General features: G+C 48.8%; 22 protein-coding genes. 11 read left to right on the top strand and 11 right to left on the bottom strand.

Annotated features, from left to right (window positions below; all coding sequences use genetic code 11):
• Nucleotides 1–408: 408 nt before the first annotated feature.
• Nucleotides 409–651: a hypothetical protein gene (locus N836_RS53210; RefSeq protein ID WP_023073004.1), complete on the top strand. Its 243-nt coding sequence runs from the start codon at nt 409–411 to the stop codon at nt 649–651.
• Nucleotides 652–710: 59 nt separating this feature from the next.
• Here N836_RS53210 and N836_RS53205 read toward each other — a convergent pair whose 3' ends face one another.
• Complete coding sequence (locus tag N836_RS53205; RefSeq protein WP_023073003.1) at nt 711–1466, bottom strand: HEAT repeat domain-containing protein; 756 nt, start codon at nt 1464–1466, stop codon at nt 711–713.
• A gap of 109 nt (nt 1467–1575) precedes the next feature.
• Nucleotides 1576–2877 (bottom strand): glutamate-1-semialdehyde 2,1-aminomutase, encoded by a 1302-nt coding sequence (hemL, locus tag N836_RS53200; protein ID WP_031292797.1) that lies wholly within the window; start codon nt 2875–2877, stop codon nt 1576–1578.
• 307 nt (nt 2878–3184) lie between these two features.
• Here hemL and hisIE point away from each other — a divergent pair, with 307 nt between their 5' ends.
• The 3 genes from hisIE to N836_RS53185 all read left to right on the top strand — a co-directional run bounded on the left by hisIE (nt 3185) and on the right by N836_RS53185 (nt 6206).
• Complete coding sequence (gene hisIE, locus N836_RS53195; RefSeq protein ID WP_023073001.1) at nt 3185–3826, top strand: bifunctional phosphoribosyl-AMP cyclohydrolase/phosphoribosyl-ATP diphosphatase HisIE; 642 nt, start codon at nt 3185–3187, stop codon at nt 3824–3826.
• Nucleotides 3827–3909: 83 nt separating this feature from the next.
• Nucleotides 3910–5091 carry a DNA double-strand break repair nuclease NurA gene (locus tag N836_RS53190; RefSeq protein WP_023073000.1) on the top strand — a complete coding sequence of 394 codons (1182 nt, stop codon included), beginning with the start codon at nt 3910–3912 and terminating at the stop codon, nt 5089–5091.
• Between the two features lie 380 nt (nt 5092–5471).
• Nucleotides 5472–6206 carry a phycobilisome rod-core linker polypeptide gene (locus N836_RS53185; RefSeq protein ID WP_023072999.1) on the top strand — a complete coding sequence of 245 codons (735 nt, stop codon included), beginning with the start codon at nt 5472–5474 and terminating at the stop codon, nt 6204–6206.
• Nucleotides 6207–6273: 67 nt separating this feature from the next.
• On the opposite strand, the gene N836_RS53180 is transcribed toward N836_RS53185, so the two are convergent.
• The 4 genes from N836_RS53180 to groES all read right to left on the bottom strand — a co-directional run bounded on the left by N836_RS53180 (nt 6274) and on the right by groES (nt 12659).
• The gene (locus N836_RS53180) at nt 6274–8106 is read right to left on the bottom strand and encodes a DUF3685 domain-containing protein (protein ID WP_023072998.1); all 1833 of its coding nucleotides are present in this window, start codon (nt 8104–8106) and stop codon (nt 6274–6276) included.
• Nucleotides 8107–8220: 114 nt separating this feature from the next.
• Nucleotides 8221–10044, bottom strand: a complete 1824-nt coding sequence (locus N836_RS53175) for a hypothetical protein (RefSeq protein ID WP_023072997.1) — start codon at nt 10042–10044, stop codon at nt 8221–8223.
• 474 nt (nt 10045–10518) lie between these two features.
• Nucleotides 10519–12147 carry a chaperonin GroEL gene (gene groL / locus N836_RS53170; protein WP_023072996.1) on the bottom strand — a complete coding sequence of 543 codons (1629 nt, stop codon included), beginning with the start codon at nt 12145–12147 and terminating at the stop codon, nt 10519–10521.
• Nucleotides 12148–12347: 200 nt separating this feature from the next.
• Nucleotides 12348–12659: a co-chaperone GroES gene (gene groES / locus N836_RS53165; protein ID WP_023072995.1), complete on the bottom strand. Its 312-nt coding sequence runs from the start codon at nt 12657–12659 to the stop codon at nt 12348–12350.
• Between the two features lie 356 nt (nt 12660–13015).
• On the opposite strand from groES, the gene N836_RS53160 reads away from it, so the two are divergent.
• The 4 genes from N836_RS53160 (at nt 13016) to atpC (ending at nt 17998) form a co-directional block, all read left to right on the top strand.
• Nucleotides 13016–14485, top strand: a complete 1470-nt coding sequence (locus tag N836_RS53160; protein ID WP_081716860.1) for a two-partner secretion domain-containing protein — start codon at nt 13016–13018, stop codon at nt 14483–14485.
• Nucleotides 14486–14850: 365 nt separating this feature from the next.
• Entirely contained in the window at nt 14851–15663 is an 813-nt protein-coding gene (locus N836_RS53155; protein WP_023072993.1) for a hypothetical protein, read from the top strand.
• A 283-nt stretch (nt 15664–15946) separates the two neighbouring features.
• Nucleotides 15947–17401 (top strand): F0F1 ATP synthase subunit beta, encoded by a 1455-nt coding sequence (atpD, locus tag N836_RS53150; RefSeq protein WP_023072992.1) that lies wholly within the window; start codon nt 15947–15949, stop codon nt 17399–17401.
• A 189-nt stretch (nt 17402–17590) separates the two neighbouring features.
• Nucleotides 17591–17998: an ATP synthase F1 subunit epsilon gene (gene atpC, locus N836_RS53145; RefSeq protein ID WP_023072991.1), complete on the top strand. Its 408-nt coding sequence runs from the start codon at nt 17591–17593 to the stop codon at nt 17996–17998.
• Nucleotides 17999–18153: 155 nt separating this feature from the next.
• Here atpC and N836_RS53140 read toward each other — a convergent pair whose 3' ends face one another.
• The gene (locus N836_RS53140; RefSeq protein ID WP_071789054.1) at nt 18154–18486 is read right to left on the bottom strand and encodes a 30S ribosomal protein PSRP-3; all 333 of its coding nucleotides are present in this window, start codon (nt 18484–18486) and stop codon (nt 18154–18156) included.
• Nucleotides 18487–18557: 71 nt separating this feature from the next.
• Here N836_RS53140 and N836_RS53135 point away from each other — a divergent pair, with 71 nt between their 5' ends.
• Nucleotides 18558–19352: a TIGR01548 family HAD-type hydrolase gene (locus N836_RS53135; RefSeq protein WP_023072989.1), complete on the top strand. Its 795-nt coding sequence runs from the start codon at nt 18558–18560 to the stop codon at nt 19350–19352.
• A gap of 114 nt (nt 19353–19466) precedes the next feature.
• On the top strand, nt 19467–20987 hold the full coding sequence (locus tag N836_RS53130) for a DUF3370 domain-containing protein (protein WP_023072988.1): 1521 nt from the start codon (nt 19467–19469) through the stop codon (nt 20985–20987).
• A gap of 95 nt (nt 20988–21082) precedes the next feature.
• Here N836_RS53130 and N836_RS53125 read toward each other — a convergent pair whose 3' ends face one another.
• The gene (locus N836_RS53125) at nt 21083–22108 is read right to left on the bottom strand and encodes an isochorismatase (RefSeq protein ID WP_023072987.1); all 1026 of its coding nucleotides are present in this window, start codon (nt 22106–22108) and stop codon (nt 21083–21085) included.
• 35 nt (nt 22109–22143) lie between these two features.
• Nucleotides 22144–22932: an ADP-ribosylglycohydrolase family protein gene (locus N836_RS53120; protein WP_023072986.1), complete on the bottom strand. Its 789-nt coding sequence runs from the start codon at nt 22930–22932 to the stop codon at nt 22144–22146.
• 72 nt (nt 22933–23004) lie between these two features.
• Between N836_RS53120 and N836_RS53115 the strand changes: the two genes are divergently transcribed.
• Entirely contained in the window at nt 23005–23712 is a 708-nt protein-coding gene (locus tag N836_RS53115; RefSeq protein ID WP_327058704.1) for an NUDIX hydrolase, read from the top strand.
• 8 nt (nt 23713–23720) lie between these two features.
• On the opposite strand, the gene N836_RS53110 is transcribed toward N836_RS53115, so the two are convergent.
• Nucleotides 23721–24671: a helix-turn-helix domain-containing protein gene (locus N836_RS53110; RefSeq protein WP_023072984.1), complete on the bottom strand. Its 951-nt coding sequence runs from the start codon at nt 24669–24671 to the stop codon at nt 23721–23723.
• Nucleotides 24672–24734: 63 nt separating this feature from the next.
• Entirely contained in the window at nt 24735–25556 is an 822-nt protein-coding gene (locus N836_RS53105; RefSeq protein ID WP_235071095.1) for a hypothetical protein, read from the bottom strand.
• Between the last annotated feature and the right edge of the window lie 518 nt (nt 25557–26074).

Raw genomic sequence — 26074 nt, 5'->3', positions numbered from 1 at the left:
CCTTTCGCTGACCTATCTATGTCGCAACCTAAGGCCGGTTCACTTATCGTTTATCCGCGGATACTTCCTCTCACCGGGGCACCGAATTGGGGCTCTCAGTTCCCTTCGGCTTTATCCATCGCTTCACACCCCATCGTTACCGATGACGCATGGATGAATTGAGGACTCACCTAGACACTGGTTTGGCTATTGCAATGTTTCACAACAGCACTCGTTCGAGCGACTTCGTGTCGCACAGGCTTGGGATACTTTATCCTATTGCTACCCCGGTTTGCACAGATTATCAGGGTAGCTAAATTTGAGCTTTGGTTTCTTACCTGAGCACGTCTGAAGTGCAGTTTGTGGTTTGCCACAGATTGTTTTGGAGGTAGCGACGGTTAATAACTCTACGTTTGGAGACCAAAGCTAATGTTTCTTGAGAATACTGAGGGCGCGGCAACCGTTGCGCCTGAAATTAATATGCTGCCTGACTATCAGCATGAGACTGTCCGTCATATGCTGTTTGGCAGTCTAACTGCCGTGCGGCTGACCATTCAGGACTTGCATAAACGCCGCTATGCTGAACCTAATGACTGGAGTAAGCCGATTTCTACCGGGCGGCCCAATGAGGTGATGGCAATTTTAACGAAACGGATTGCGATCCTACCCTAAGCAACTGGTATAAAACCACGCGCTCAGGCTATGGGTGGAGGTATCAATGCCTGTCGAATCTAGAAATCTTCTTGTTCGATTTCCTCAATCACCTGTAGCCCTCTAGCATCACCCAAGTTCAAAATCGCCGCGCGGGCATCGTCTCTGACCCCTAGATCGTCATCATCGGCAAAAGTCTCAATTAGAGCATCAATGGCGGTGGCATAAACCACGTTGTAGGTTAAGTCCTGGCACAGTTCACCAATAGACCAGGCACAGTTGCTACGCACAATGGCAATAGGATCATTACGCATGGTTTTGACCAAAGCCGGGATAGCTTTCAAAATTGCCTCAAAGCTAATTTTGCCCATTTGACCCAAGGCGCTGGCGGCCCATAATCGCACCACAGACATATCGTTCTTAATTGCCTCTACCAGGGGGGCAACGGCTTTTTCATTGCGACAGTTGCCTAAGGCCCAAACAACGGCCTTACGCACATAGCCGTGGGAATCTCTCTTGAGCTGATTAATCAGCGCATCAACTGCGGTTTCACTAGGGTTGCGCCCTAGGGCATAGGCTGCATTCACACGTACCAAAGGACTGTCATCATTCAAAAGCTCGATCAGATAAGGAACGGCACGGGGCTCTTGAATTTTATAAAACGCACGAGCTGCCAACATGCGCTGCTGCAGGTTGTCTGACAGGAGTAACGGCAGCATTTGGTCAGGATTATACCGAGGTGTGTTGTCCTCTAATGGAATGTCATCTAAAGGATCAATGGGGGCGTCTAAGCCGATCTCAGTTTCTAAAACTTTAAGAGCATCAATATCGTCCATGGATTTAAGGAGGAATAAAACTTAGGTAATGGCCCAAATGAACCATTACCTAAAAAGTTAGTATGAAAAATGATAGTCAGGACCACCTAAAAGATGGCCTTGTCCTCATTTAGATAGAAGATAGGACAGTACGTGCTGCCGCTAGGGTATTGGCAATGTCATCGTCGGTGTGGGCCAAAGATGTAAAGCCAGCCTCAAACTGAGATGGAGCCAGATATACACCTTGCTCTAACATGCCTCGATGGAAATGGCTGAACTTCTCTAAGTCCGACTGCTTAGCATCGTCATAGTTATGAACAGGGCCTTCGGTAAAGAACATACCAAACATGCCGCTGATGTTACCACCGCATACGATATGGCCGTTCTCACGAGCAATTTCTAGCAAACCCGTAATCAGCTTATTAGTTTTTTCTTCCAGCTGTTCATAGGTGCCAGGACGCTTGAGGATTTCCAGAGTTTTGATACCTGCTGTCATGGCAAGGGGGTTACCGGATAGCGTACCCGCCTGATATACAGGTCCTGCGGGGGCAATCATTTCCATAATTTCCCGGCGACCGCCGTAGGCACCGACAGGTAAACCGCCGCCAATAATCTTACCTAGAGTCGTCAGATCGGGAGTCACGCCCAGCTTTGCTTGGACACCGCCATAGGCAATACGGAAGCCGGTCATGACTTCGTCGAATACAAGCAGCGCATCATTGTCTTGGGTGATTTCCCGCAGCCCTTCCAGGAAGCCGGCATCCGGGGTGACAAAGCCGGAGTTACCGACGATGGGCTCTAGAATAACGCCAGCAATTTCACCGGGGTTTTGCTCAAACAGGGCTTTGACGGCTTCAAGGTCGTTATAGGGCGCAGTCAGTGTAGCGGCTGTTGTGCTCTTCGGTACACCAGGAGAGTCCGGTAGTCCTAGCGTGGCTACACCGGAACCGGCTTTGACCAGGAACATACCAGCATGCCCGTGATAGCATCCTTCAAACTTGATCACCTTTTCACGCTTGGTGAATGCTCGCATCACTCGCAATACCGACATACAGGCTTCGGTACCAGAGTTGACGAAGCGTACCATTTCGATACTGGGAACCGCATCGATTACCATCTCGGCTAATACGTTTTCGAGATAGCAAGGGGCACCAAAGCTGGTGCCCTTTTGTAGGGCTTCAGCCAGAGCGGCATTGACCTCATCGTTGGCATGACCGCAGATAGCAGGTCCCCAAGTGCCGACGTAGTCTATATATTCGTTACCGTCAACGTCCCATATTTTGGACCCCTTAACGTGGTCAAATACGATGGGCTGACCGCCAACGGACTTAAAAGCACGCACGGGAGAGCTAACGCCCCCGGGCATTAAGCTTTGGGCAGCCGCGAAAATCTCATCTGATTTCGTCGTTTTTAATGATGTGGTGGTAACCAACGGGCTCTCCTTATGGTTAAAGTCGTTTGTCGAAGGGATAGGATAACAGCCTTCTATAGCTGTCATTGTGAATGGGTACTGTGAAATGCCTAATCCATAATTTGGATGAAAATCTCATCAGAGGAGCGATTGGCCATCTGATGAGCGGCACTAATTCGGTGATGGCGAAGATTGCAGTATTTTCAATCCTATCGTTTGTGATTCCCCTGATTGCAATATGTTAAGGAATGTAGCAAAGCAGGAAAAGCCCATGAACTGCGACAATAGGGCTGCACTGAGCTGAATTGATGCTGAACTAATACGGATCATGAGTACTCCGCTTTCTTTTGTAGGCGCTATCCCCACTGACAAAATTCGCTACAACGATCAGGGGCTGGTTCCTGCGATCGCACAAGACTATCTCGATGGCACGGTACTGATGATGGCCTGGATGAACCAGGAGGCATTGCAAAAAACTCTGGAAACCGGCGATGTCTGGTACTGGAGCCGCTCCCGTCAAGAGCTATGGCATAAGGGGGCGACATCTGGCCATTTGCAAAAACTTAAGGCTATTCGCTACGACTGTGACAGCGATGCGCTGTTGCTGACCATTGAGCAAATTGGGGATATTGCCTGCCACACCGGGGAACGCAGCTGTTTTCATCAGGTGGATGGGGGAATTACGCCTCCTGCCGCTGATACGCTTTCCCAGGTGTATGGGGTGATTTGCGATCGCAAAGCCAATCCCAAACCCGACTCTTACACCAACAAATTGTTTGCAGGCGGCGACAATAAAATCCTCAAAAAAATTGGCGAAGAATCGGCTGAAGTCGTTATGGCTTGCAAAGATGACGACCCTGATGACATTGCTGGAGAGGTGGCTGACCTGCTTTATCACACCCTTGTAGCCTTAGCCCATCACAACGTAGATATTAAAGACGTATACCGAAAATTACAATCACGTCGTTGACCTCGTGTAAGGGGCGTTCCATGGAACGCCCCTTACACGAGCAACCCATGGCACAATAGCAGTACAAATGCCCTATTCTGCCTATGGCCATCAAACCGTCCCAAATCCAGGCAATTCTGCAGCACAAACGGAGCCATTTTGAGACCTTTGAGAACGGTCAACGGTCGAGTCTGGATATGTATCAAATGGCCTGGCAGTCGTTGTGTCAGATGCCTACAGAAAAATTAGAGCGTTGGCTCACAGGTCAGCGTGGCAATCTTGGTGCTCGTCCTTTGGAGTCATTAGACCAGAAAACCCAGGGTATTTGTCGTAGCGGGCTGCAGTGGGGCAACCGTGAGCACAGTCTGCAATGGGTCAATGAGCATCTCAGCGGTGTGACCACGTTTGCGGTTGACGGCTCTCAGATTTTTCCGAGTAAAGATTTGGCTCCGCCGATTGCCCTGGTTCAAATTGGCTGGTTTGAAAATCCCCATACTTCAACAGCTGACTACACCAAAGACATTGAACTAGATGTGATGACGCCGAGGGATTTAGAACTGGGGGATACTTCAAAACCTTTGGATCGGCTGGTCAATAAACATCGATTTCAGATGGAAACCCGGCGACTGGTGGAGTATATCGAGCAGGTTAGCGATCCTGAACACTGTTTGGTGTTTTTTGATGGAGCCTTGGTGGCTACATTTGCCGATGCCTATGAAGATGAGGATCGTAAAGATTATATAGAGGCGTTGCTGGCTCTACTCCAGGCAAGTGAGGAGTATCGGGTGCCCCTGGTGGGCTATGTGGATACGAGTTCTGCCCATGATTTGACCACCTTGCTAGAACATCATTCTGCTAGCGTGGCGACGGTTCCCAAGGTGACGGATGCCCAACTATTAAATCGATATATGCGGTGGGGAGACTGCACACCGATTTTTCAGTGCGATCGCATGGGTATTTTGTCTGAATACAAAAATCACCCGGTGGATCACGCCAAGCGCATCACGTTTACCTATCTCAAGACCAACCAGGGATACCCTGCCCGTTTAGAAATGCCTCTTTGGATGCATGAAGTTGGTATGACTGAGCGTGTACTTAACTGGGTCAGGGCCGAAACCATCGTCGGCGGTGGGTATCCTTATGCTATTGAGACTGCGGATCAAACGGCTGTATTACAGACTAGCGATCGCCAAATCTTTTTTCGGATTCTGCAAGACTGGGCCAGTGAGGAAGATCTCCAGCTGCGCTGGTCTCGCAAAATGATGAGTAAGCTACGTCGCCGTTAAGAGTAACGGGATATTACGGATTCTCATAATTGATCCCTAACCTTGTTCAAAAATCTAAGCTAACTTTTTAGCTGTAAATTGACTAAGTATTTTTACTTAATCTTTCTGGTCGTGAACTTTGCAGTGTATTGGCTCAGTCTCGGCTTAACCAGGGTGTCTATCTATGGTTGATTAGGGAATCATTTACTTTTGTATTTTTTGATTGAGTTTCTGTACGGTTTTTTCTGATGGTTCTCCCTTCATTCCTAGACTGAATAACGAATAGGAGGACGAGAACTCCAATATATAACTGCATTCTGGGTGGTCTTACAGGCTGCCCTGCAGTTTTTCTCTTGGCACGCCTTATAAAAGGTTTCGAAACGCAAAAGGATTAAAACCTGATGACTTTGCCTTTATTGAGCTACCCCACCAGTTCCCAAAACCAGCGTGTGAAGGGTTTTGAAATCCCTGGTGATGAACAGCCTCGCATCTTCTCCACTACGTTACTGCTCGATGCTCAGGAACTTGAGACTCTGATTCTGGCAGCCTATCGCCGCATTTTTAATGAGCAGCAGCTGTTAGCGTGTCATCGCGATCGCTTTTTAGAATCTCAGCTACGTAGCTCTCAGATATCCGTACGAGAATTTATTCGTGGTTTGCTGCTCTCTGAATCCTTTAGACGGCTGAACTACGAGTGCAGCAATAACTATCGCTTTGTGGAAATGTGTGTCCAACGGGTGTTGGGGCGTCAGGTTTACGACCAGCGCGAAACCCTAGCCTGGTCAATTGTTCTAGCAACTGAGGGTATTCAAGGCTTTGTCGATGGCCTGCTAGACAGTGATGAGTACATGGAGACTTTTGGCGAAGATATCGTACCCTATCAGCGGCGACGGATTTTGCCTCAGCAGAGCATGGGTGAGCTCCCCTTTGAGCGTATGCCCCGTTACGGTAACGATCATCTAGATACCCTGAAAGCTTTAGGCAATGATTTCTCTGGCGATCGCGTAATCAGCGATGGTCTGCCTTCCGAGGGAATCCAAAAATTGGGTGCCGTCATTACAATTGCGGGTGCCGTTGTCCTTACCAGTGGTGTTGTCGCCGTGATCCTCTCCTGGTTTGGTTGGATCAAGATTTAACAAACAGTAAGTATTCCATGCTGGGGCGTTTGTAGTCCCAGCATGAATATGTGTAACCACACACTCACTACTCCCATTCATTAAATGTAGGTGGAGTCTGTCGCTGTCGGGTTCGACGGGTATCTTGCCAAGCACTACCAATGCCTTGCAAAATTCCTCGACCTACTAAGCCAATGCCTCGGCCAATAACTTCGGTGAGTACGTACACGACACTGCTGCCGACTAATGCAATTAAAGCTCGTACCCTTGGGCTAAGGGCGTCACGAGTCTCTAGTAGTAGAGTCATGGCCCAGGGAAAGCCTGAGAGTTGCTCAAGTTCTGGCCGACGTGGTGCATAGACAGGCGTCAGCATGATGCCGCGTGGCCCTAGTGTATATAACCGATACTGACTTTCAAAAATGTCCGTGGGCTCATTGACTAGACGATGCCAGCGGTAGCGCCAGGATAGGTCATTGCGGAATCGTTCAATATCTCGAGTGGAAATCAGGCGACGGCTATACAACCCTTTTTTGATCACTTCCACATCAGCCAATCGGTTGAGTAAGGGTTGCATTACCGCATTACCCATCTGAATCAATAAGTTTTCCAGCAGTTTTTCGCTGTGGGCTAAGGCCTCAGGAGTGGTAGCGATATAGCTGTTGCCATCTACGATCATGGCGTCTTGAAATAACCAGTGAGCTAATAACTCGGGGACTAGGGGAATCTGCTTAAGAATTTCCCGCTCAACGATGTCTTTTTCTTGGTATAGCACAGCCACCAACTCTTGTTCGACACCGTTAAGAGGCACGGTATAGTAACGACCAAAGAATTCTTCGATTGTGGCTACCCATAGGTCTCTTAATACTTGAGGCGATTTGTCATCTAGCTGACCTGGCTGTGGTGCAGACTGGCGCAAATCGTCCAGCAAATCTTCAAATCGACGCAGAATAATAAACAGGAGCTCCCGCTTTTTGTCGAGACGCAGGATGTCAATTTCGAGGGGCTCTGATGTGGTGTTTTCTAAATCAGTTTGAAGCTTAGCAAAGACGGCCTCAAACACCATGTTTTGCACATCTCCGCTGCGCAGACTTAAGGTGGCAGGCTCAGGCACAGTGATGGCGGCGGCGGCACCAACAGAATTAGGTCGTGGGGCAGGGAGTCCGGTGGTGGGGCTGGTGCGTCCACGGGGTCTAATATTTTTTTTCAGCCAGCTAGCATCTGGATAGTTGCGTGTGGTCCACAGATGCCGCACAAACCATCGAGCTGCCTTGAGTTCACGCATTTTTCCGGCTAATACTTGCTGTTCTAGCCACGATAGACGAGGACGACGTAGCTCTGCGGCTGTTTTGGCTAGCTGCTGCTCAATTTGTTTTAGACCTGTCAGCCGCATACTTAGCCGCATTGCTGTCAACGGATCGGGAATCGGAGGTGGGGACTGGGGTTTGGACTCCATAGATGGGCTACTAACGCCTCGGGCTACAGTGCGAATCAGCTGGGCTAACTCACGCACTGGCATACTGCGAGTGCCATAACCATCGGCCCCAACCTGACGGGCTGCGGCTGCTAGTACGGGCTCATCGCGGGCGCTGAGTACTAGTACGGCCAGCTTGGGGAACTCGGTTTTGATGGATTTACATAGCTGTAATCCTGAGCTGCTCACTGGTTCGGTTTTGGTTTCGCTAGCGCCCAGTCCTAAATCTACGATGACTAAGTTGAGGGGACGCTGGCTACGTAGGGTGGGGTCGGCAAAGGCATTAGCTTGGGTGCGATCGCATTTTCTGATCATCCCCATAGCCTCAGCGGCATTGGCAGCTTCAGCGGCAATTTGGAAGCCAGGCAGTTGCTCTAGCCAAACCCGCAATCCTAACCGAAAGGTGGGGTCTTCATCCACCAACATTAATTGCAAGGGAGGTTCACTCATGCCGCCTGATACTGTCTCGCTGTTTGCGTCTCACCTTTCTAGTATCCCCCACGGGCTACCGTTTGCGGTGTTGACGACTATATGCGTTGGGAACACAAGTATCTGAGTTGATGACTACTCATAGTCTGGCTCTTCTTCTTCGTAGTAGATATCCTCTATCGGCTGTTGTAGCGACTGGATATAGGAGCGTTCTGCATCCCAAATCGCGATCGCATTGCGAGCCTCACGATATAAAGCACGGCCTGGGGCAATCCGGGCGGCAACTGTGATCGCATCCGACAATCGACCTTGATAGGCGAGTTCCTTAGCCTCATCCAGGATTGGTCGATCTTCGGCTACTTGAATACGGTTTGTCCAATCCTTAATTGAATCCTGAGCTTGACTATATAATGCTCGCCCTTTCTGAATTTTACGTGCTTCTGTAATGGCATCCTGCAGCTTGCCCTTACTGGCCAAATCCAGTGCCTTGCTGTAGAGCGGCTGGTCTTCTAAGACCTGAATTTGCTTAGTCCATTGGGCAATTTTAGTTTGGGCATCGATACGTAACGCTCTGCCCTGCTCAATTTTAGCTGCCTCGGCAATGGCCGCTTGCAAACTTGCCTTATCCCCATTCTCAGCTAGCTGTTGTGCTCGACCCAAGAAAGGCCGATCTTCAATCCGCTGAATTTCTTTGGACCAATGGGCAATCAACGTTTGCGCTTGCTGCCGCTGAGGTCGATCTGCCGTAATGCTCTGAGCTTGCTCGATCGCGGTCTGGAATGATGCCTTTTGATTGAAATTGGCCACCAGCGTAGCGCCATAAAGCTGCTTCAGGTCACTAAGCTGATTGGTCCACAGCTCCAGTTTTGTCTGGGCGTCTGGATAAAATGGGCTACCATCCTTGATCCCCTGCATTGCCTGGATGGCATCCATTAAGTTGAGGATGTCTCCATAGGCTGGCTGCCAATCTTGACGAAATGTTGCCAGCCGCTGAGCATGGGCAAATTGCACTAGATCTTGGGTCTCTGGGTTAGTGGCGAGATCAGCGGGGACTTTCTGGATGACTGCGATCGCCGCATCTAGCTCCTCTTGCTCCCATTTTTGTAACCCATAGGTTAGCAAGGCTTCTGCCCATTCTGTCATCAAAGGTTTAGCCTCAGGCCACGCATAGGTTTGCACCTCAATCTGCTGCACTAAGGTCAAGGCTTCAGCCAAAGTCTCCATGTTGCGATCGCTGGCCAGAGTTTTAGCTTGAATTAACATGCGGCGAGCATCTTCTTCTTGCTGAATGTGCTGTCCCAGATAGCGATACCGCTCTTTAAGCCAATAATCGCTAGTCAATCGTTTGATCTCACGGAGCTGTTTGCGAGCACCGCTCCAGTTTTGATTCCTGGCGTCTGTGGTTACCGCAGTCGTGATCTCTTCGCCTTTAGACCATTCCCGCTGCCAACGTTCTGTCGCCACCTGCGCTTCTTCATAAATTTCCGCCCTGGCCGGAACATAGCCTAAAAGCTGAGTAGCTCGTTCTAGATGCCCTCTTTGCATGCGCTGCTGAGCCAGCTTGAATAGCCCTTTAGACCAGCGATTAGCGATCTCCTGAGAGTCTTGATACAGCGGATGGGTATCATCCCAAGCAGAAATAAGCTGTATGCCTGCCACTAAGTCCTGTTCAGAACCAGATACGGCAGCCTGTCTAGCACAGTAAAGTCGTTCACTATCGGCACTAAATACCGAAATCTGATCGCAGTTGGGTAAAGGTGGAAGCCGGGTGATGAAAGCTACGGCCCAGATCCCCAGAGCGCTGGATGTCGCCAGTAACAGGAGCCATACCACAGACCAAAACCAAGTCTGCCGACCCTTTGATGCGGTTACCTTAGTCTCAACTAAAGCAGACGCCTCCTGTCCAGCATCCAGCGGTGCTGAATCAAATTGCTTCGAATTAGTAGGCGTAGCAGTCATTAGCAGCAGTGTCCCAGAAGGTTGAGGCTATTAGTGGATAGAGCTTTCCCGAACAGCTCGGGAACCTACCAAAAAACTTTCAATGCGGTGTTGATAAAACCCACATTGCGTCTGACTGTCTTAACGGCAGACGTCAGACATCTAAATATCCTATTTGGCTTAACTTGCTAAAGCTGCCCTGCAAAATACATATGGGTCAGCCTATCTTTGGGGCTACGGCTCTAACAAGGCACCAACTAAATTAAGACGGCTCTAGCAACTCAACTTAAATTTTGCTGTCATTGTAGAGTCTATTGACTGGATTACACAGGTTTTCGAAAAAAACCTTTGCCTAAAAGAATATTCGGGTGATATCGCCCCCCATGATTAATCCATACACGCCTGTCCATTAAAAACCGGCAGGTGTTAAGCAACACCTGCCGGTTTTAGCTAGCCACTATTCGCGTGTACTAGCGGTGGTTCTAGTGGTAGGAATTAGTAGTCGAAGTCACCCATACCAGCACCAGCACCAGCTGCTTCCTTCGGTTCAGGCTTGTCTACGACGATGCACTCAGTAGTCAGCACCATAGCCGCGATGGAAGCCGCATTCTGGGTTGCAGAGCGAGTTACCTTAGCGGGGTCAACGATACCAGCACTGAGCATGTCTACATACTCGTTGTTAGCAGCGTTGAAACCGATGGTAAACTCCTTCTCCTTAACTCGCTCAGCGACAACTGCACCGTTCTGACCAGCGTTCTCAGCAATCCGCTTCAGAGGTGCTGTCAAAGCACGAGTCACAATCAGAGCACCTGTCAGCTCTTCCCCAGATAGGTTCGCGTTAGACCACTCTTCAAGGCCGGGAGCCAGGTGAGCCAGAGTCGTACCACCACCAGGAACGATACCCTCTTCAACGGCAGCCTTAGTTGCGTTGATGGCATCTTCCAGGCGCAGCTTACGATCCTTCATCTCGGTTTCTGTAGCCGCACCCACTTTGATCACCGCTACACCGCCAGAGAGCTTAGCCAAGCGCTCCTGCAGCTTTTCTTGGTCGTAGCTAGAATCAGACTCTTCAATTTGACGACGAATCTGCTCGCAGCGAGCTTTAACATCAGCTTCGTTGCCTTCAGCTACCAGGGTGGTGTTGTCCTTAGTGATGGTGACCCGACGAGCGGTACCCAGCATTTCAATGCTGACGCTGTCCAGCTTGAGGCCAGCATCCTCGGTAATTACCTGGCCACCAGTGAGGACAGCAATATCTTCTAGCATGGCCTTACGACGATCGCCAAAGCCAGGAGCCTTAACAGCAGCTACGTTGAGTACTCCGCGTAGACGGTTAACAACGAGAGTTGCAAGGGCTTCTTTCTCGATATCCTCAGCAATGATTAGCAGAGGCTTGCCGGAGCGAGCAACTTGTTCAAGTACGGGCACTAGATCCTGTACCAGGGCAATTTTCTTGTCAGTCAGCAGCAGGTAAGGCTCATCGAGAACCGCTTCCATCCGCTCGGTATCAGTAGCGAAGTAAGGGGAGATGTAGCCCTTATCAAAGCGCATACCTTCAGTGATTTCCAGCTCAGTCGTCATGGACTTGCCTTCTTCCAGGGAGATAACGCCTTCGCGACCTACTTTCTCCATGGCCTCGGCAATCATTTTGCCGACTTCTTCATCGTTACCAGCGGAGATGGTACCAACCTGGGCAATAGAAGTAGAGTCGCCAACGGGCTGGGCTTTTTCAGCAATACGCTCTACCAGATAAGCAGTGGCCTTCTCGATGCCGCGCTTGAGTGCGATCGCATTAGCACCCGCTGCTACGTTACGTAGACCTTCTTTAACAATGGCGTGGGCCAATACAGTTGCAGTGGTAGTACCGTCACCAGCCGCATCATTAGTCTTGGAAGCAGCTTGACGAATCAGAGCCACACCAGTGTTTTCAATGTTGTCCTCAAGTTCAATTTCCTTAGCGATGGTGACACCATCGTTAACGATTTGAGGAGAGCCAAATTTCTTTTCAAGAACAACGTTGCGTCCCTTGGGGCCAAGGGTAACAGCAACGGCCTCAGCCAGAGTATCCATGCCTTTTTCAAGGGCACGACGAGCATTCTCGTTGTATATGATGCGCTTAGCCATGAATCAACCTATATGTCAGAACGTTTCAAATGGGTCTGGGGTAAAAGGAGCGAGCTTCCTAAGTTCTTAACCTTGAGTGTTGAGTTTTCCGTTAAAAAGGGAGCGGCTTTGAGCCGTCAAGAAAAGTCAACTGCCTCTGACTTTTCGCCATATTTTGTAACTCAACACTCAACACTTCAAACTCAAAATTGCGCTACACACTAGCCAACAACTGCCAGGATGTCCTTCTCAGAAAGCAGGACGTAGTCGTCACCACCCAGCTTGATATCAGTGCCTGCATACTTGGAGTAGAGGACTTTATTACCAACTTCTACATCGGGGGCTTGACGGCTGCCGTCATCGCCACGCTTACCAGGACCAACAGCGGTTACTTCGCCAACCTGGGGCTTTTCTTTAGCGGTATCGGGTAGCAAAATGCCGCCAGCGGTTTTTTCTTCAGAAGCGCTGACTTTGATTAGAACGCGATCACCTAGGGGAGTGACGCTCGAAACACTCAAAGAAATGGCTGCCATAGTTTTCTCCGAACTTTGATAGATTCAATCATTCGGCAATTGCATCAAAGCAGTATCATCTGCCTGAGCAATCCCTTTTCTTACCTGAAATGGTTCTCGAGGGAAAGAAGCTGCAACCTGGACACGGTTTAGCACTCTCCATTGCCGAGTGCTAATTTATCGTTTGAAGAGAAGCGATCGCAACACGTTTAGGGGTACGGGTTCCCGAACTCAGGTGCTACCGACGTCGTTTAGATAAACTTCACGGTTTCAACATAGTTATCTTCACATGCGCTTCAGGTTTGATTAAAAATTACTCGTAATATTTATACAGTGGGTGCCATTTGTAATTCTTGATACTTTCCTGCCTAGTGCATATGCTGACACATCGTCTAGCAGTGGCTAACTTCATGCCTTTCCGAGTTTCCCACTTATTTCTCAACACTGCTCCACTATGGATACTGAGCTTTCAGGGAATAGCATTCGCTCAAGCTTCTCCAGGGACAGGCACAGCCGATTCAATGCCAACCAGCATTCAACCCGCAACGTCCGATACAACCGTTGTGCGGCAATCCAATCAGCTCAATATTGTGGGGGGTCAGAGCACTGGTGGGGCTGATGCAAATGTGATTCATCAGTTTGAGAGATTTAATCTGAATGCTGATGATACCGCTAACTTTGTGATCGATTCTGATGTTGCAAATGTCATTAGTTTAATCAACGATAGCCAACCCTCAACTATCAACGGCTTGCTCAAGCTAATCGGCAATGAACCAAATCTAGAAAGCAATGCCAACCTTTTCTTAGTAAATCCAGCAGGCGTAATTTTTGGCGCAGATGTCAGACTCAACATCCCTGCTAACTTGACTGCCACCACAGCATCAGGGCTGTTGTTTCAAGACAGATACCTCTTGGCGGTGGATGGGGCAGTTAGCGAAATAGCCCTCCCCAACCGTAGTGGTGCATCCAGTTCAGCTACACCGTCGATTACCGACTTAGACGGTACCCCCAGCGGCTATCTAATGCTGACTGAGTCAGCCAGTTCGTCCGATCCATTTTCGGCAACACTCCCCACAGGCAGTATTCAAAACCAGGGTGAGCTTGAGGTTTCCCCGAGATCGTCTATCACTCTGATTGGTCAATACGTCCAAAATGATGGTGACATTGTTGCCCCAGGCGGCGCTGTTACTCTAACAGCCAGTTCTGGCAATAATTTATTGCGCCTTAGCCCACCCGGAAGTTTAATTACTCTGGATGTGGTGCCAGCCGATACGTTGGCATTGGTATCTCCCTTGTCAGACAATTCTGCGATCGCAGCCCTACCAAACACAGATTTGGCACAGCTTCTGACAGGAGGGAACAACCAGGGCGCAAACCGTATTGAAGTCAATGCAGATGGCTCCCAAACGTTAACTAGCGAACCATCACCCCTTACACCCAAGGCTGGCACCGTACTGGCACGAGGCAGCATAGATGTGTCTGACAACACTCCGGTTGGAGCCTCTGGTTCACCAGGTCAGGTCACTATTCTGGGTGACCAAATTAATCTAATCGAGAGCCATATTTCCGCTGACGGCATTAGCCATGCAGGCACTATTTCCATTGGTGGCATGCCGATAGAAGATAGCTTTAATGCTGCATATGTTTTGGTCGATCGTAACTCTAACGTTTCTGCTAACTCTGCAGAATCACGGGCTGGCATCATTAGCATATGGGCTGATGACACTGTGCAGTTTTATGGTGAAGCAACTGCGACAGGTGGCTCATCTGATTTAGACGGCATCATTTCTATTGATGCAGGTGTTGACGTTGATATCCGACAGCCCGCTGGTAATACCACCAGGTAGATACAAAGCAAACTAACAACAAAAGATCTAAGTCATCTTCAATCACACATGCCTTAAAGCGGAGTCGTTGTTCAAACGGCCCGCTTTTTTGATGGCGTCCCCGTAGCAACGCCATTATGACAGAGGCAATCTCAGTATTTACACCTCGTTTCAAGAAAATTTTATGTCTATTTTTGATAAAACTTACGTAATTTCAGGGATGTTTCTAACAAAAAATGTCACTCTTGAATAGCCTCAAAAGGTTGCATAAAAGAGGATTAAGCCCCCTAGAAATCAAGACTCTTTGAACAATAGCCAATAGCGAGGTGAGTATTTTTTGATACATCAAGAAATTTAGGCATATCCAAACTTCTGGTACGTTATCCATGGGAATTTTCACCACCGATGCCCGTCAAATTGGCGTGGCTAGTCTTATCAGTGCTGGATTACTGGCATTCCTTAGCATTCCTGCTGAGGCAGCCTGTTTAGCAGGTCGCTGTAGTCAAGACGGTCTTGTGTTTAGTGAAGCATCACAAAATTTTCGAATTACCAATGTGACCGGCAGCGGCACTCCTAATAATCCATTTGTGGTCTACCAAGATATCTGGGGGCTAGATATTTCAGTAGCGGTCGATAATCTGACTCGGACGCCACAGCACTCAGTATTTAATCGACCAGGCTTTGCCATCAGTATTGTGTCGCGCAATCTCACAGGGGCTTTTGGGCGGTTTTACGACCATGAGCTACAGGAGACAGCGGGTTATGCAAGTGGTGAGAATGACGGGCTATCATTTGCCCAAGGCATTGGACCAGCACGCCCATATACATCAAGCCACTATTCAAGAGCCGACGAAATAACAGATGTACGTGACTTTATAAATTTTTATCGAGGGGCTGGTGTACGTCCTGGTGAAACCGTTCGATTTAACTATTTTGTTACCGACACAATTCCTAATCGAAGATTCTATATTCGTCAGCGCCCCGACTATCGGACTAATACTACGCCTACCCCCAGGGTCTCACCACAGCCACCCAGACAAAGCGCCCCGCCAAGACCTACAAGACCGTCTCCGGCCCCAGTTAACAGACCTGCTAAACCTGCCCGTCCGCCTGTAGCCTCACCGATACCAAAAACAATAGAGCTCAACCTGTCGTCAACCGACCGGCTGTTCAACCTCAAACAGAATTGCTTCCAATAAACTCTGAACCCTCTCAGTCCATACCCGAACCGTCAACAACCATCATGGGAGCATTGGTCATTCTCTGGGGCAGATGGGTAAGACAGCGTAGGTAAATGTAGCTGATCAGGCTTTAGGGAGAGAAATACTTTTCCTTGGGTGTAGCGCAGGAGACCTCCGACTATAGCAAATACCAGTGCCATGGGTGATACATCTAGTGATAATCTTTTACATGGCACTTTGAAAGTAAAAATAAAATTAAAAGTCGCCGCAGTAGCTAATACCCTTAGGATAAGGCGCAAGCATGGTCACCACTGCAGAGAAAACAAATACTGGCTATATCACTCAGATTATTGGCCCTGTTGTAGACGTTAAGTTCCCCGCTGGCGAACTACCTAGTATCTATAACGCGCTCAGAATTGAAGGTACTAATCCCGCTGGTCAAGCTGTTGCTGTTACTTGCGAAGTGCAGCAGTTACTAGGAGACAGCCAGGTGAGAGCTGTAGCAATGCTATCCACCGATGGTCTCGTTCGGGGAATGGAGGTCACTGATTTAGGTGTACCCATTAGTGTCCCGGTTGGCGCTCCTACCCTAGGCCGAATTTTTAATGTTCTGGGTGAGCCTGTGGATGAGAAAGGTGATGTGGATATGTCCACCACCTTGCCAATTCACCGTGCAGCTCCCAAGCTGACCGAACTTGAGACTAAGCCCTCCGTATTTGAAACAGGTATTAAGGTAATTGACCTCTTGGCTCCTTATCGTAAGGGTGGTAAGACAGGTCTGTTTGGTGGTGCCGGTGTAGGCAAAACCGTACTGATCCAAGAGCTGATTAATAACATCGCACTTCAGCACGGTGGTGTTTCTGTGTTTGCTGGTGTTGGTGAGCGTACTCGTGAAGGAAATGACCTTTACAACGAATTTATTGATTCTGGTGTAATCAATGCCGATGACTTGGGCCAGTCCAAGGTAGCCCTAGTCTATGGTCAGATGAATGAACCCCCTGGAGCCCGCATGCGTGTGGCTCTATCGGCTCTGACCATGGCCGAGTACTTCCGTGATGTCAACAAGCAGGACGTTCTGTTGTTTGTTGATAACATTTTCCGGTTTGTACAAGCTGGTTCTGAAGTATCTGCACTGCTTGGCCGTATGCCTTCCGCTGTAGGCTATCAGCCTACTTTAGGCACAGATATGGGTGATCTACAGGAGCGTATTACATCTACTCTGGAAGGCTCGATCACTTCCATTCAAGCAGTATATGTACCTGCGGATGACTTGACTGACCCTGCTCCTGCAACTACGTTCGCCCACTTGGATGCTACAACTGTGCTATCTCGTGGGTTAGCGTCCAAAGGCATCTACCCCGCTGTAGATCCTCTGGATTCTACTTCCACCATGTTGCAGCCTGATGTTGTAGGCGGCGAGCACTATTCAACTGCTCGGGCTGTTCAGTCAACACTGCAGCGTTATAAGGAATTGCAGGACATTATTGCAATTCTGGGTCTAGACGAGCTTTCTGAAGAAGACCGATTGACGGTTGCTCGGGCCCGTAAGATTGAAAAGTTTCTTTCTCAGCCCTTCTTCGTAGCAGAGATCTTTACCGGTTTGGCTGGTAAGTATGTGGCTCTCGAAGACACAATCAAGGGTTTCAATATGATTCTCTCTGGTGAGCTAGATGAGATTCCTGAGCAAGCTTTCTACCTCAAAGGTGGCATTGCTGAGGTTCTTGAGACTGCTGAGAAGATGAAGGCTGAAGCTTAAACAGCCGCCTCACTGATTGAGCGCAGATTATAGCTTTGTGAGTGGTGAGTAGTGTGAATGCCTGGATGGCTGACTGAAGGGTACGGTGAATTGTGTAGCAAGTTAATTCTTGTTGGACAGTTAAATGTCTTATCCCTTGCCACTACTCACTACTTGCTACTCACTATTCACTTTGATTCTTAGAGTTTTATGGCATTAGCAGTACGTGTGGTAGCTCCTGACAAAACTGTCTGGGATGCTGAGGCTGAAGAAGTTGTGCTACCGAGCACGACTGGTCAACTGGGTATTTTGAGCGGTCATGCTCCATTGTTGACAGCTTTGGATATCGGCGTGTTGAGAGTGCGGGCTGATAAGGACTGGGTTGCGATCGCACTGATGGGCGGTTTTGCAGAAGTAGAAAATAACGAAGTTACCATTTTGGTGAACGGCGCAGAGCGAGGCGACGCCATCAACCTATCTGACGCCCAAGCAGAATATACATCTGCCAAGTCAGACGCCGACAGTGTTTCTTCAGAAGACAAGCAGGCTGTGATTCAGGCAAGAAAGTCTTTGAAAAGAGCGCGAGCGCGTGTTCAAGCAGCAGGTGGAAGTATCTAACCCAACTAACTGATTCACTAGTAGATTGTGTGTCACATATACAGTGAAAGACTGAATTGCTAAAGGTAGTTCGGTCTTTTGGTCTAAAAGAAAGCCCGCTCTTTCCTTAGAGAAAGCGGGCTTTTACTTCTTATTAAATGAGGCTCAGATTCAAATCATGAACTACCAGTAAAAGCGACGTCGGGAAATTTCTCAGCCGCTTTTTGCATAGGCTGAGCTTTCCCACCTTCTTGCCAATAGTTAATGATTTCAGTGGCCTGATTCAGAAGCTCAATACGTTCCTCTTCAGCAATCCAAGTTTTAGACTCAAGCTCTAATTTCATCTGATCCCACGCATCATTACGAGGCCAGAAAAAGTAAGAGGTCAGCGGACTCGATCCCTTGCCCACTACTTGATCTACGGCGAGCGCCACGTCCTTGTCGAGCCAGAGAACCTTTAAGATAAATCGAGACAATGCAAACCTCCGCTGTACGCCTCTTGGCTTCAAAACTACACGGTCTACAATTCTAGCGCATTCCCTGCCCTAGTACATCGAAAATTAGTTTCTCTTACTAAAGAATGTCTAACCCTATTGCCCTAGCTATATTTGACATTGATGGCGTTGTTCGTGACGTAAGCGGTTCCTACCGGCGGGCCATTGCAGATACGGTTGAATATTTTACCCAAGGACACTATCGACCTACACCCACCGACATCGATCGCCTGAAAAGTGAAGGCATTTGGAACAACGACTGGAAAGCGTCTCAAGAACTCATCCAGCGCCACGGTCAAACTACAGCCACTGCATATAGCATCGACTACGAGGTGATTGTTGCCTATTTCCAAGAACGCTATCGTGGCCGCGGGGATGACCCCAGTCAATGGACAGGCTATATCACCCAAGAGCCTGTGCTTATGAGTGCTCAATACCTAGAAAATCTAGCTGAGGGCGGTGTCCCATCTGCCTTTTTTAGTGGGGCGACTCGGGGCTCAGCCAACTATATTTTGCAACAACGGATTGGTTTGGTTGAGCCAATTTTAGTAGCCATGGCTGATGCCCCCAGTAAACCCGATCCCACTGGTCTTTATATGGCCATTGCCCAACTCGAAGCAACAGAACCGTTTGGATTACCTGTTTTATATGCGGGAGATACGGTGGCTGATATGGCTACGGTGCGGGCGGCTAAAGCTGAGTTCCCCGAGCGCTTGTGGTTTGGAGTAGGGGTGCTGCCGCCCCACGTCCAAACAGATAGCGATTATCAAAATCGCTATTGCCAAACGTTGAAAGATGCTGGTGCCTCGCTGGTGGTACCCCACATCGAACAACTAACCGCTGAAGCAATTCAGAGCTTGCTCAGTTCTAAGGCCAGTTAGCTCCCAGAAAACGGTCGAATATCACAGTCCATACCCTTAACGGTCACTTGAATGGTAGGTTAGGCGACAGCCATTGCTTTGTCGTCGAAAACAACCTCAGTCACTGTTAGCTCCATGAGTCTATTGCCGTTTTTGCTCACGCTGTATTCTGTTGCTCCATTTTCGATTCCATTCACCATTGAGCAAGAACTGGAGTATTTGTCAGCTCAACCTTTGGAATTATCGGCACCAGACTCGTTTAGCCGTGATCTGATTACGCAAACCACGGCCCCGGAAATTATTCCATACATTCAGGAAGTGCGCCCTTTGCCAGGGGAGTTGGATGATGTACCTGTTTTCAATAGCAATAGCCCTGAGCTGATTGAAAACGACGGGATTCTGCTGTCTACTTTTCCAACTCGAGGTAAGGCTGATCCTGAAGCCCATTTAGACTATGCCTTTGAGGGGCGTTTTGATATTTTTGATCATCATGTTGTCAGGGCACGGGATGACAGCGATACGCGCACTCGCTATCTGGGGATTGTGGTTCATAATCCTAGCAACAGACCTGTCACCCTCCGCTTTCGTGAAGCGGCTAGCTACCTTAGCCAAGAAGCCCCCTGGTATGGTCGTAATGACGTAGAGTTTAACCTGGCGAGCAACCAGTTCTCAGGGCCTGGCAGTCGCTTGATGAACGATATTCTCCGAGATCGCCGTCAGCTGTTTTGGCCTGATCAGATTACAATTTCCCCCAGAGAAACCCATCTGCTGCTAAATGCGCCGTTGCCGGTTCGCAGTCTTTCTGTAGCAACTGACGGTAGTCTGACGGAGGATGATGAGCTGTTACCCCCTCTACCTAAAAGCCTCAGGGGCGATCGCAGTAATGCTAGATCTACTCTGTTGCGCCTATCAAGCGATGGCCCGGTTTACGTGGCTAGCCTCACTATGTTGGCACCGCTGACAGCGGGTGGTGAACGGGTGCCCAGTTTGGCGGAATGGCTGCAAATTTTAATCAATGGTAGTCTGGCCACCCCTCGGGATCTCAAACCCACTCAACCGGGTCGTCAGGCCGATCGGTTTATCTATGGTCGAGTGGCTGGGGTTAGCCAAGGGTCTCGGTGGCAGGCTCGTTTGACCGATCGGGGCTCATCACAGCTTGCCATTCCCCCCAAAGGACAACAGATTTCCTATGCTATTAGCACGGTTGATCACAATACCTTTGGAACAGGACAGATCCAAAGTGCTCCGATGCTCAGACGCTATAGCGATACGGCTTATCGGGCCCATGGGAATTATGGCACTGAATATGATCTGACCCTACCGCTCTATAATCCAACCGATCAGCCTAAAACAATTGCCCTGTCTATACAGACACCCCTGCAAAATGAAAATCTCAAAAATGCGCTGACCTTCTTAACTCCTCACGGTTCTCGCATTTTCTTTCGTGGCACTGTGTTGTTTTTATATACCAATGACCAGGGGGAACGTCGGGCTGACTATATTCATCTTGTGCAACGCCGAGGTCAGATAGGGCCGCCGTTAATTGAACTCACGCTGGCTCCTGGCGAAGAACGCTTTATGGAAGTGCAATTTTTGTACCCTCCCGATGCTACACCGCCTCAAGTGCTTACCCTAACAACTTACGAAAACAACTAGTACCCGCGATAGTAGAAATTTGGCCGCTATTTCATCCACCCATCCACATCTAAATAGTGGGCAAACTTACGCCACAGAGTACTAGGCTGAAACCTTTAAGGAGAAAACCAGCTGGCGATTGAACTAGTGGATTGAACAATATTCATCCCAGCCGCTGCAAATTTCTGATACGCAGCTTCAGCGGCTTCGGAAAAATCTACAATGCCTGGTACTACTACCGGTGAACTACAGTCTTCTATGAGATAGATTTTGCGAGCTAGTGTCGCATCCACTTGCTGAATTTCGCTGAGTAGGTCGTCAATGGTCCAGGCAACACAGTGACTTTTAGCTTGACCTGCGATCGCAACCGCGTCAAAAGTTAGCAAATGCTGAATCAGTGCCTGATTTTTTTTCGCCACGGGCTGGCCATCTGGATCATCTAAGACCTCTGGACGCAACACCGAATAATTTTCTGTCAACGGATTACTGCCCTTCAGTTCAAACCGCGTTTGACATTGACGAGCCAAATTGTGAAAAAAGCAGGCTTCTTCGAATGCTGACACCAAGCTATGGCCAATGCCACCCAGCATGGAGTGATAGGGCCACACCGTCAACGGATACTTCCCATCATCGCTGAGTCGTTGAACATAATGCAGGGCAAAGGCTTGCAGCTGTTCTAAAGAACCTCCCAAGTTGGCCACAATTCCAGGATTTACCCGCCATCGCCCATTGCGGACATCGTCTAATGCCACCATGGTCATGGGTGCAGGCATTTGACCATTGGCATCTATCCAAAAGGCGGCGTGAAAAATTTGTATGGCTCGATGGGTATCCATCGTCGGCACAATTTCTGTAATTTGGTCTAGATTACGATAAATAAACTCACAAAGGCGGTGTGTGTCGTCTACAGCTCCCTGACCTGACGTACCCCCCACAAATAACTCAAACCCAGGAATGCAAAATGTGTTTTGCACATCGATTGCCAGTAAACACAGCCGTGGGCGATCAGTATCTGCAGGTTGAATACCGTGAGTTTGAGTCCAAGCTTGGGCCTGAACTGCCCGTTCTTCATAGGGTACACGCCACACTTTCCCAACGCGGTCAGGGGCAAAAAAATCAGGAATTGGCAGAGAGGGAGACATGATGTGATTGATTTCTCCAGAGTATTGGTAGGTGCTTATGCTTTGAGTACAGGCATATAGGTGGCTCTAAACTGCACAATCACAGTCTTTAAATCCTCTGGCAGCAATCCCCAGACTTGATCGGCAATCGCCCCCGGCACTTCTCCATAAAAAGCTTCAGCAATACTACCGGTGATACATGTGAGGGTATCGGCATCTCCTCCTAGGGAGACAGCATTCCGAATGGCATCGGTAAAATTCGTAGATTCTAAAAAGGCAATGATCGCCTCAGGGACTGTTTCCTGACAGGATTCATTAAATCTGTAGCTGGGACGAATCTGTTCAAGGCTACGGTTTAGATCGTAGCTAAACTGAGTCTCTATATACTGCTTAATAGTGGCTTTAGACTGTCCCTGACGGGCTAAAAAGATAGCGGCAGCGGTAGCTTGCGCCCCTTTAATTCCTTCGGGATGGTTATGGGTTGCGATCGCTGTCTGTTCTGCTGCTGTGAGAACCTGCTCTAACTCCTGGTGGGCATAGGCTACAGGACTGACACGCATGGCCGAGCCATTGCCCCAACTATTGTAAGGCTGGCTATCGGTCGAAGCTGCCCAGGCTTGAAACCGAGCACCATATCCCCCCGATGGGTTAGGGTAGCGTCGATAGTAACGCTTAAAGACATCTGTGTAGGTTCCGCCGTGGAGCAAAACATCGGCCACCGCCACCGTCAAAATTGTGTCATCTGTAAAGGTGCTTTGGTCAGTAAATAGGGAAAAATTCTTAGTCTTATGAGCTTCAAACTCATAGACGGAGCCAATGACATCGCCTGTAATTGCGCCGAGCATAAAAAGAAGGAAAAACTAATAGTGTATTTATTACACTAAGATGTAACTTGTTTATAGCTAAATCGCATCTAGATGTCAACAGCTTCCATGGCCTATACCTATGACTATCCCAGACCTGCCATCACAGTAGACTGTGTGGTCTTTGGTATTGATCAAACCCAGTGTTTACAAGTTTTATTGATTCAGCGACAGCTGCCTCCCTTTATTGACCAGTGGGCGTTACCAGGGGGCTTTGTCCGGCTTGATGAAGCGTTGGAGCAAGCGGCTCGTCGTGAACTGCATGAGGAAACAGGTATTAAAGGTCTCTTTTTGGAGCAGCTACAGGCCTATGGTCGGCCTGAGCGCGATCCCAGGGGGCATACGGTGACGATCTCATTTTGTGCGCTGGTTAATCTTTGGGACTATCAGATTAAAGCAGCGACTGATGCTAAACAGGCTCGTTGGTGGCCAATGGAGCAGCTACCATCGCTAGCCTTTGACCATAAGATGATTGTGGATGATGCGATTTCAACTCTGCGCACGACTATTCGTCATCGTCCCATCGGATTTGAGCTACTTCCTCAAAAATTCACCCTGACCCAGCTTCAACGACTGTATGAAATTGTTCTAGATCGACCGTTTGACAAGCGCAACTTTCGTAAAAAGTTACTCAAACTCGATATCCTTATTGCCCTTGATGAAAAAGAAACCAATGTGGGTCACCGCGCTGCTCAGCTCTATCAATTTGATCAAGCTAAGTACACAGCACGGCGAAAAACGGGATTTAATTTTGATTTGTAAGGTATTTCTTAACCCAATAAGGAATAAATGTTGCCATCAATCAGCAAATGCGTGATTCCCTTGGCTTGCAGATAAGACGTTGCCTTAGTGATTAGCTGACCATCGGGCACCTTAATCACCCGTTGATTACGTCGTGAAAATCGTCTCGCGACGCGATGATTTTCAAAAATGGGTAAGGTTAGAGCCGATTCTTGCTCAGCAGGGATGTTGCCGAGTTCTGCAAATTCATTTAACGGATGAGTAATTAATTCTGATAGGCGATCAACGACTAGGTAGCAGGTACGAGGAAAAACCGCGTCCGATATAGGCATAATTTCGACGGCTTGTCCCAAAAGACCGGGTTCATCCTCCCCGTCCTCCTCGTCGCCGTCGTCCTCGTCGTCGTCCTCCTCGTCGTCGTCAAATTCAGCATCTAGTTCACTATCGAGATCATCATCAAGGTCATCTAAATCCTCATCGAGATCGTCGATTTCAACATCATCCTCTAACTCATCTTCGCTATTATCTGTATTCTTACGACGAAGACGTGGCTGTTCCAGTAGCTCCCTGGTAACGGCTGGTACATCATCTGATGTGGCAGCAGGAACAGGGGCGGCTATGTCAGTCTCCTCTTCAGCGGCTAATAGCTCTAGCTGACCCATATCTTCGGCTTCAGCCTGGCTGTCGACCTCAGCGGATCTAGAGCGTTTGCGAACTCGTCGTACAGGCTTTGCGGATGCAGGTTTCTCTTCCGTCTTTGGCGTTGGTGCTGGTACCGACGGCTTTTCTGCCGTCGAAGAACGTTTCTGAGAAATCAGTGCTCGATACTCTTCTTCGGGCAGTTGCGTTTTTAAGATACGGCTAATGGTACTAGTGCTGACACCATAGCGTTTAGCAATGGTAGAGGTGGTTTCTCCCGGCTGCCGATATATCTCAATTACATCGCGTTTATCGGCTTCAGACAGTTTTCGCGGTGCCATACTAGCAACAAACCTAAGGGGCGGTAAAAATGTCTTTCTAGTATGCCAGGTTTGGGTCTGCTGTTACGCCCGACGACGTGATCCCCGGCGTGACCGTTTAGAAACGTTATATTCGATGGTTGCTCCCGCTGCAAAGAAAAGCGCGGACAACGTCCAAAAAACTTCCCACCAGGCCCCTTCAATATAGTTGTCGCCAGCAGCAGCAAAGGCCATATCGGCAATGTATAGGCAGAAAGTTGCGATCGCAATCAGTTTCCATGACTGTGAAAAACGTCCGCCCCAAAATGCAACTAATAGTGCTGCTGCGATTACAACTAAGAAGCAGTCAGCTACTACATACATCAACACCACTGGGTCTTCAAACTGCTCAAGCGCTGCATCTAAAGCCTGAGCCCAGCCCGGAGCTGGCAATAGTCCAGCGACTATTGCTTCCTCAGTAGCAGCCGGTTCAGTCTCAGCAGCCGGTTCAGTCTCAGCGGCAGCCGGTTCAGTCTCAGCAGCCGGTTCAGTTTCCACGGTTTCCTCTACGGGCGCTACCAAGGGTTCAGTTTCAGCCGGTGCTTGAACTAGATGCATCTCAGCCGCCATTGCCGGTTGTGGTGAGAGCTGAGATGCTAAAGCCGGAAACCCATAGTTCAGCACACAGGCGAGCACAATACCCACTGCACCGATCGCAAAAATCATAGTCCATTGAGGTACTGTCAAATCAATACGGCGTGGTAATGCGGCGGTTAACATGCCGAACACCATGGCAACGTAGCTAATAAAATAGAAGCCATCACCCATTGATACAGAAGGATCTAAGCCCCAAACCGTACCCCATAAGAAGAAGAAAACGGTACCGGCTGCATAGGCTAGCATCCCGATACTCAATGCCAGCCACACAGTTCTGCCGCTAATAATTTGTGAACTCTTAGAATTTCGAAAACATAATGTAGCTGCTAAAAGAAAGGCAAAAATCTCCAAGAAATTAATTGAGATTAAAAACCAATCTGGTCTTGCATCTTCTCCGGGTGCGAGCGCTCCAAATAGTAAAAAGAAAAGGACAGACACTATGCCCCACCCCAGGCAAAGTATCAAAGCAGACTGGCCTGATTTGGCCGTAGAAGCCTTGGCGGACTGAGTCAATGCTCTACTCCCTAATGAGATAACACCAAAAATGACGCCCTGGGGCGATCAAAATTACTCGTACCATGGCCAACGATGGCCAGTAAGTAACTATAAATCAATGGTGAGGTTCTCTAACAAGAATCCCGCCATTATGCTTGCCGAACTGCAGCGATCGTAACCACTAATCTGAAGGCAAAACAAGTTATGCGATCGCAGCATACCCGTACCGTATGCCAAAAACACTGGTTTGCAAAAAAAATCAACGGTAAAAAAAGCGTAAGCCTAGGGTTTTT

The organism is Leptolyngbya sp. Heron Island J (assembly GCF_000482245.1).
GTDB lineage: Bacteria > Cyanobacteriota > Cyanobacteriia > Phormidesmidales > Phormidesmidaceae > Leptothoe.
This window is presented reverse-complemented; position numbering and strand designations above follow the sequence as displayed.

Excerpts from the sequence above, each read along its gene's own strand:
- N836_RS53210 (WP_023073004.1), top strand. The coding sequence starts at position 409 with ATGTTTCTTGAGAATACTGAGGGCGCGGCAACCGTTGCGCCTGAAATT.
- N836_RS53205 (WP_023073003.1), bottom strand. The coding sequence starts at position 1,466 with ATGGACGATATTGATGCTCTTAAAGTTTTAGAAACTGAGATCGGCTTA.
- hisIE (WP_023073001.1), top strand. The coding sequence starts at position 3,185 with ATGAGTACTCCGCTTTCTTTTGTAGGCGCTATCCCCACTGACAAAATT.
- N836_RS53190 (WP_023073000.1), top strand. The coding sequence starts at position 3,910 with ATGGCCATCAAACCGTCCCAAATCCAGGCAATTCTGCAGCACAAACGG.
- N836_RS53185 (WP_023072999.1), top strand. The coding sequence starts at position 5,472 with ATGACTTTGCCTTTATTGAGCTACCCCACCAGTTCCCAAAACCAGCGT.
- N836_RS53180 (WP_023072998.1), bottom strand. The coding sequence starts at position 8,106 with ATGAGTGAACCTCCCTTGCAATTAATGTTGGTGGATGAAGACCCCACC.
- N836_RS53175 (WP_023072997.1), bottom strand. The coding sequence starts at position 10,044 with ATGACTGCTACGCCTACTAATTCGAAGCAATTTGATTCAGCACCGCTG.
- groL (WP_023072996.1), bottom strand. The coding sequence starts at position 12,147 with ATGGCTAAGCGCATCATATACAACGAGAATGCTCGTCGTGCCCTTGAA.
- groES (WP_023072995.1), bottom strand. The coding sequence starts at position 12,659 with ATGGCAGCCATTTCTTTGAGTGTTTCGAGCGTCACTCCCCTAGGTGAT.
- N836_RS53160 (WP_081716860.1), top strand. The coding sequence starts at position 13,016 with ATGCTGACACATCGTCTAGCAGTGGCTAACTTCATGCCTTTCCGAGTT.
- N836_RS53155 (WP_023072993.1), top strand. The coding sequence starts at position 14,851 with ATGGGAATTTTCACCACCGATGCCCGTCAAATTGGCGTGGCTAGTCTT.
- atpD (WP_023072992.1), top strand. The coding sequence starts at position 15,947 with ATGGTCACCACTGCAGAGAAAACAAATACTGGCTATATCACTCAGATT.
- atpC (WP_023072991.1), top strand. The coding sequence starts at position 17,591 with ATGGCATTAGCAGTACGTGTGGTAGCTCCTGACAAAACTGTCTGGGAT.
- N836_RS53135 (WP_023072989.1), top strand. The coding sequence starts at position 18,558 with ATGTCTAACCCTATTGCCCTAGCTATATTTGACATTGATGGCGTTGTT.
- N836_RS53130 (WP_023072988.1), top strand. The coding sequence starts at position 19,467 with ATGAGTCTATTGCCGTTTTTGCTCACGCTGTATTCTGTTGCTCCATTT.
- N836_RS53125 (WP_023072987.1), bottom strand. The coding sequence starts at position 22,108 with ATGTCTCCCTCTCTGCCAATTCCTGATTTTTTTGCCCCTGACCGCGTT.
- N836_RS53120 (WP_023072986.1), bottom strand. The coding sequence starts at position 22,932 with ATGCTCGGCGCAATTACAGGCGATGTCATTGGCTCCGTCTATGAGTTT.
- N836_RS53115 (WP_327058704.1), top strand. The coding sequence starts at position 23,005 with ATGTCAACAGCTTCCATGGCCTATACCTATGACTATCCCAGACCTGCC.
- N836_RS53110 (WP_023072984.1), bottom strand. The coding sequence starts at position 24,671 with ATGGCACCGCGAAAACTGTCTGAAGCCGATAAACGCGATGTAATTGAG.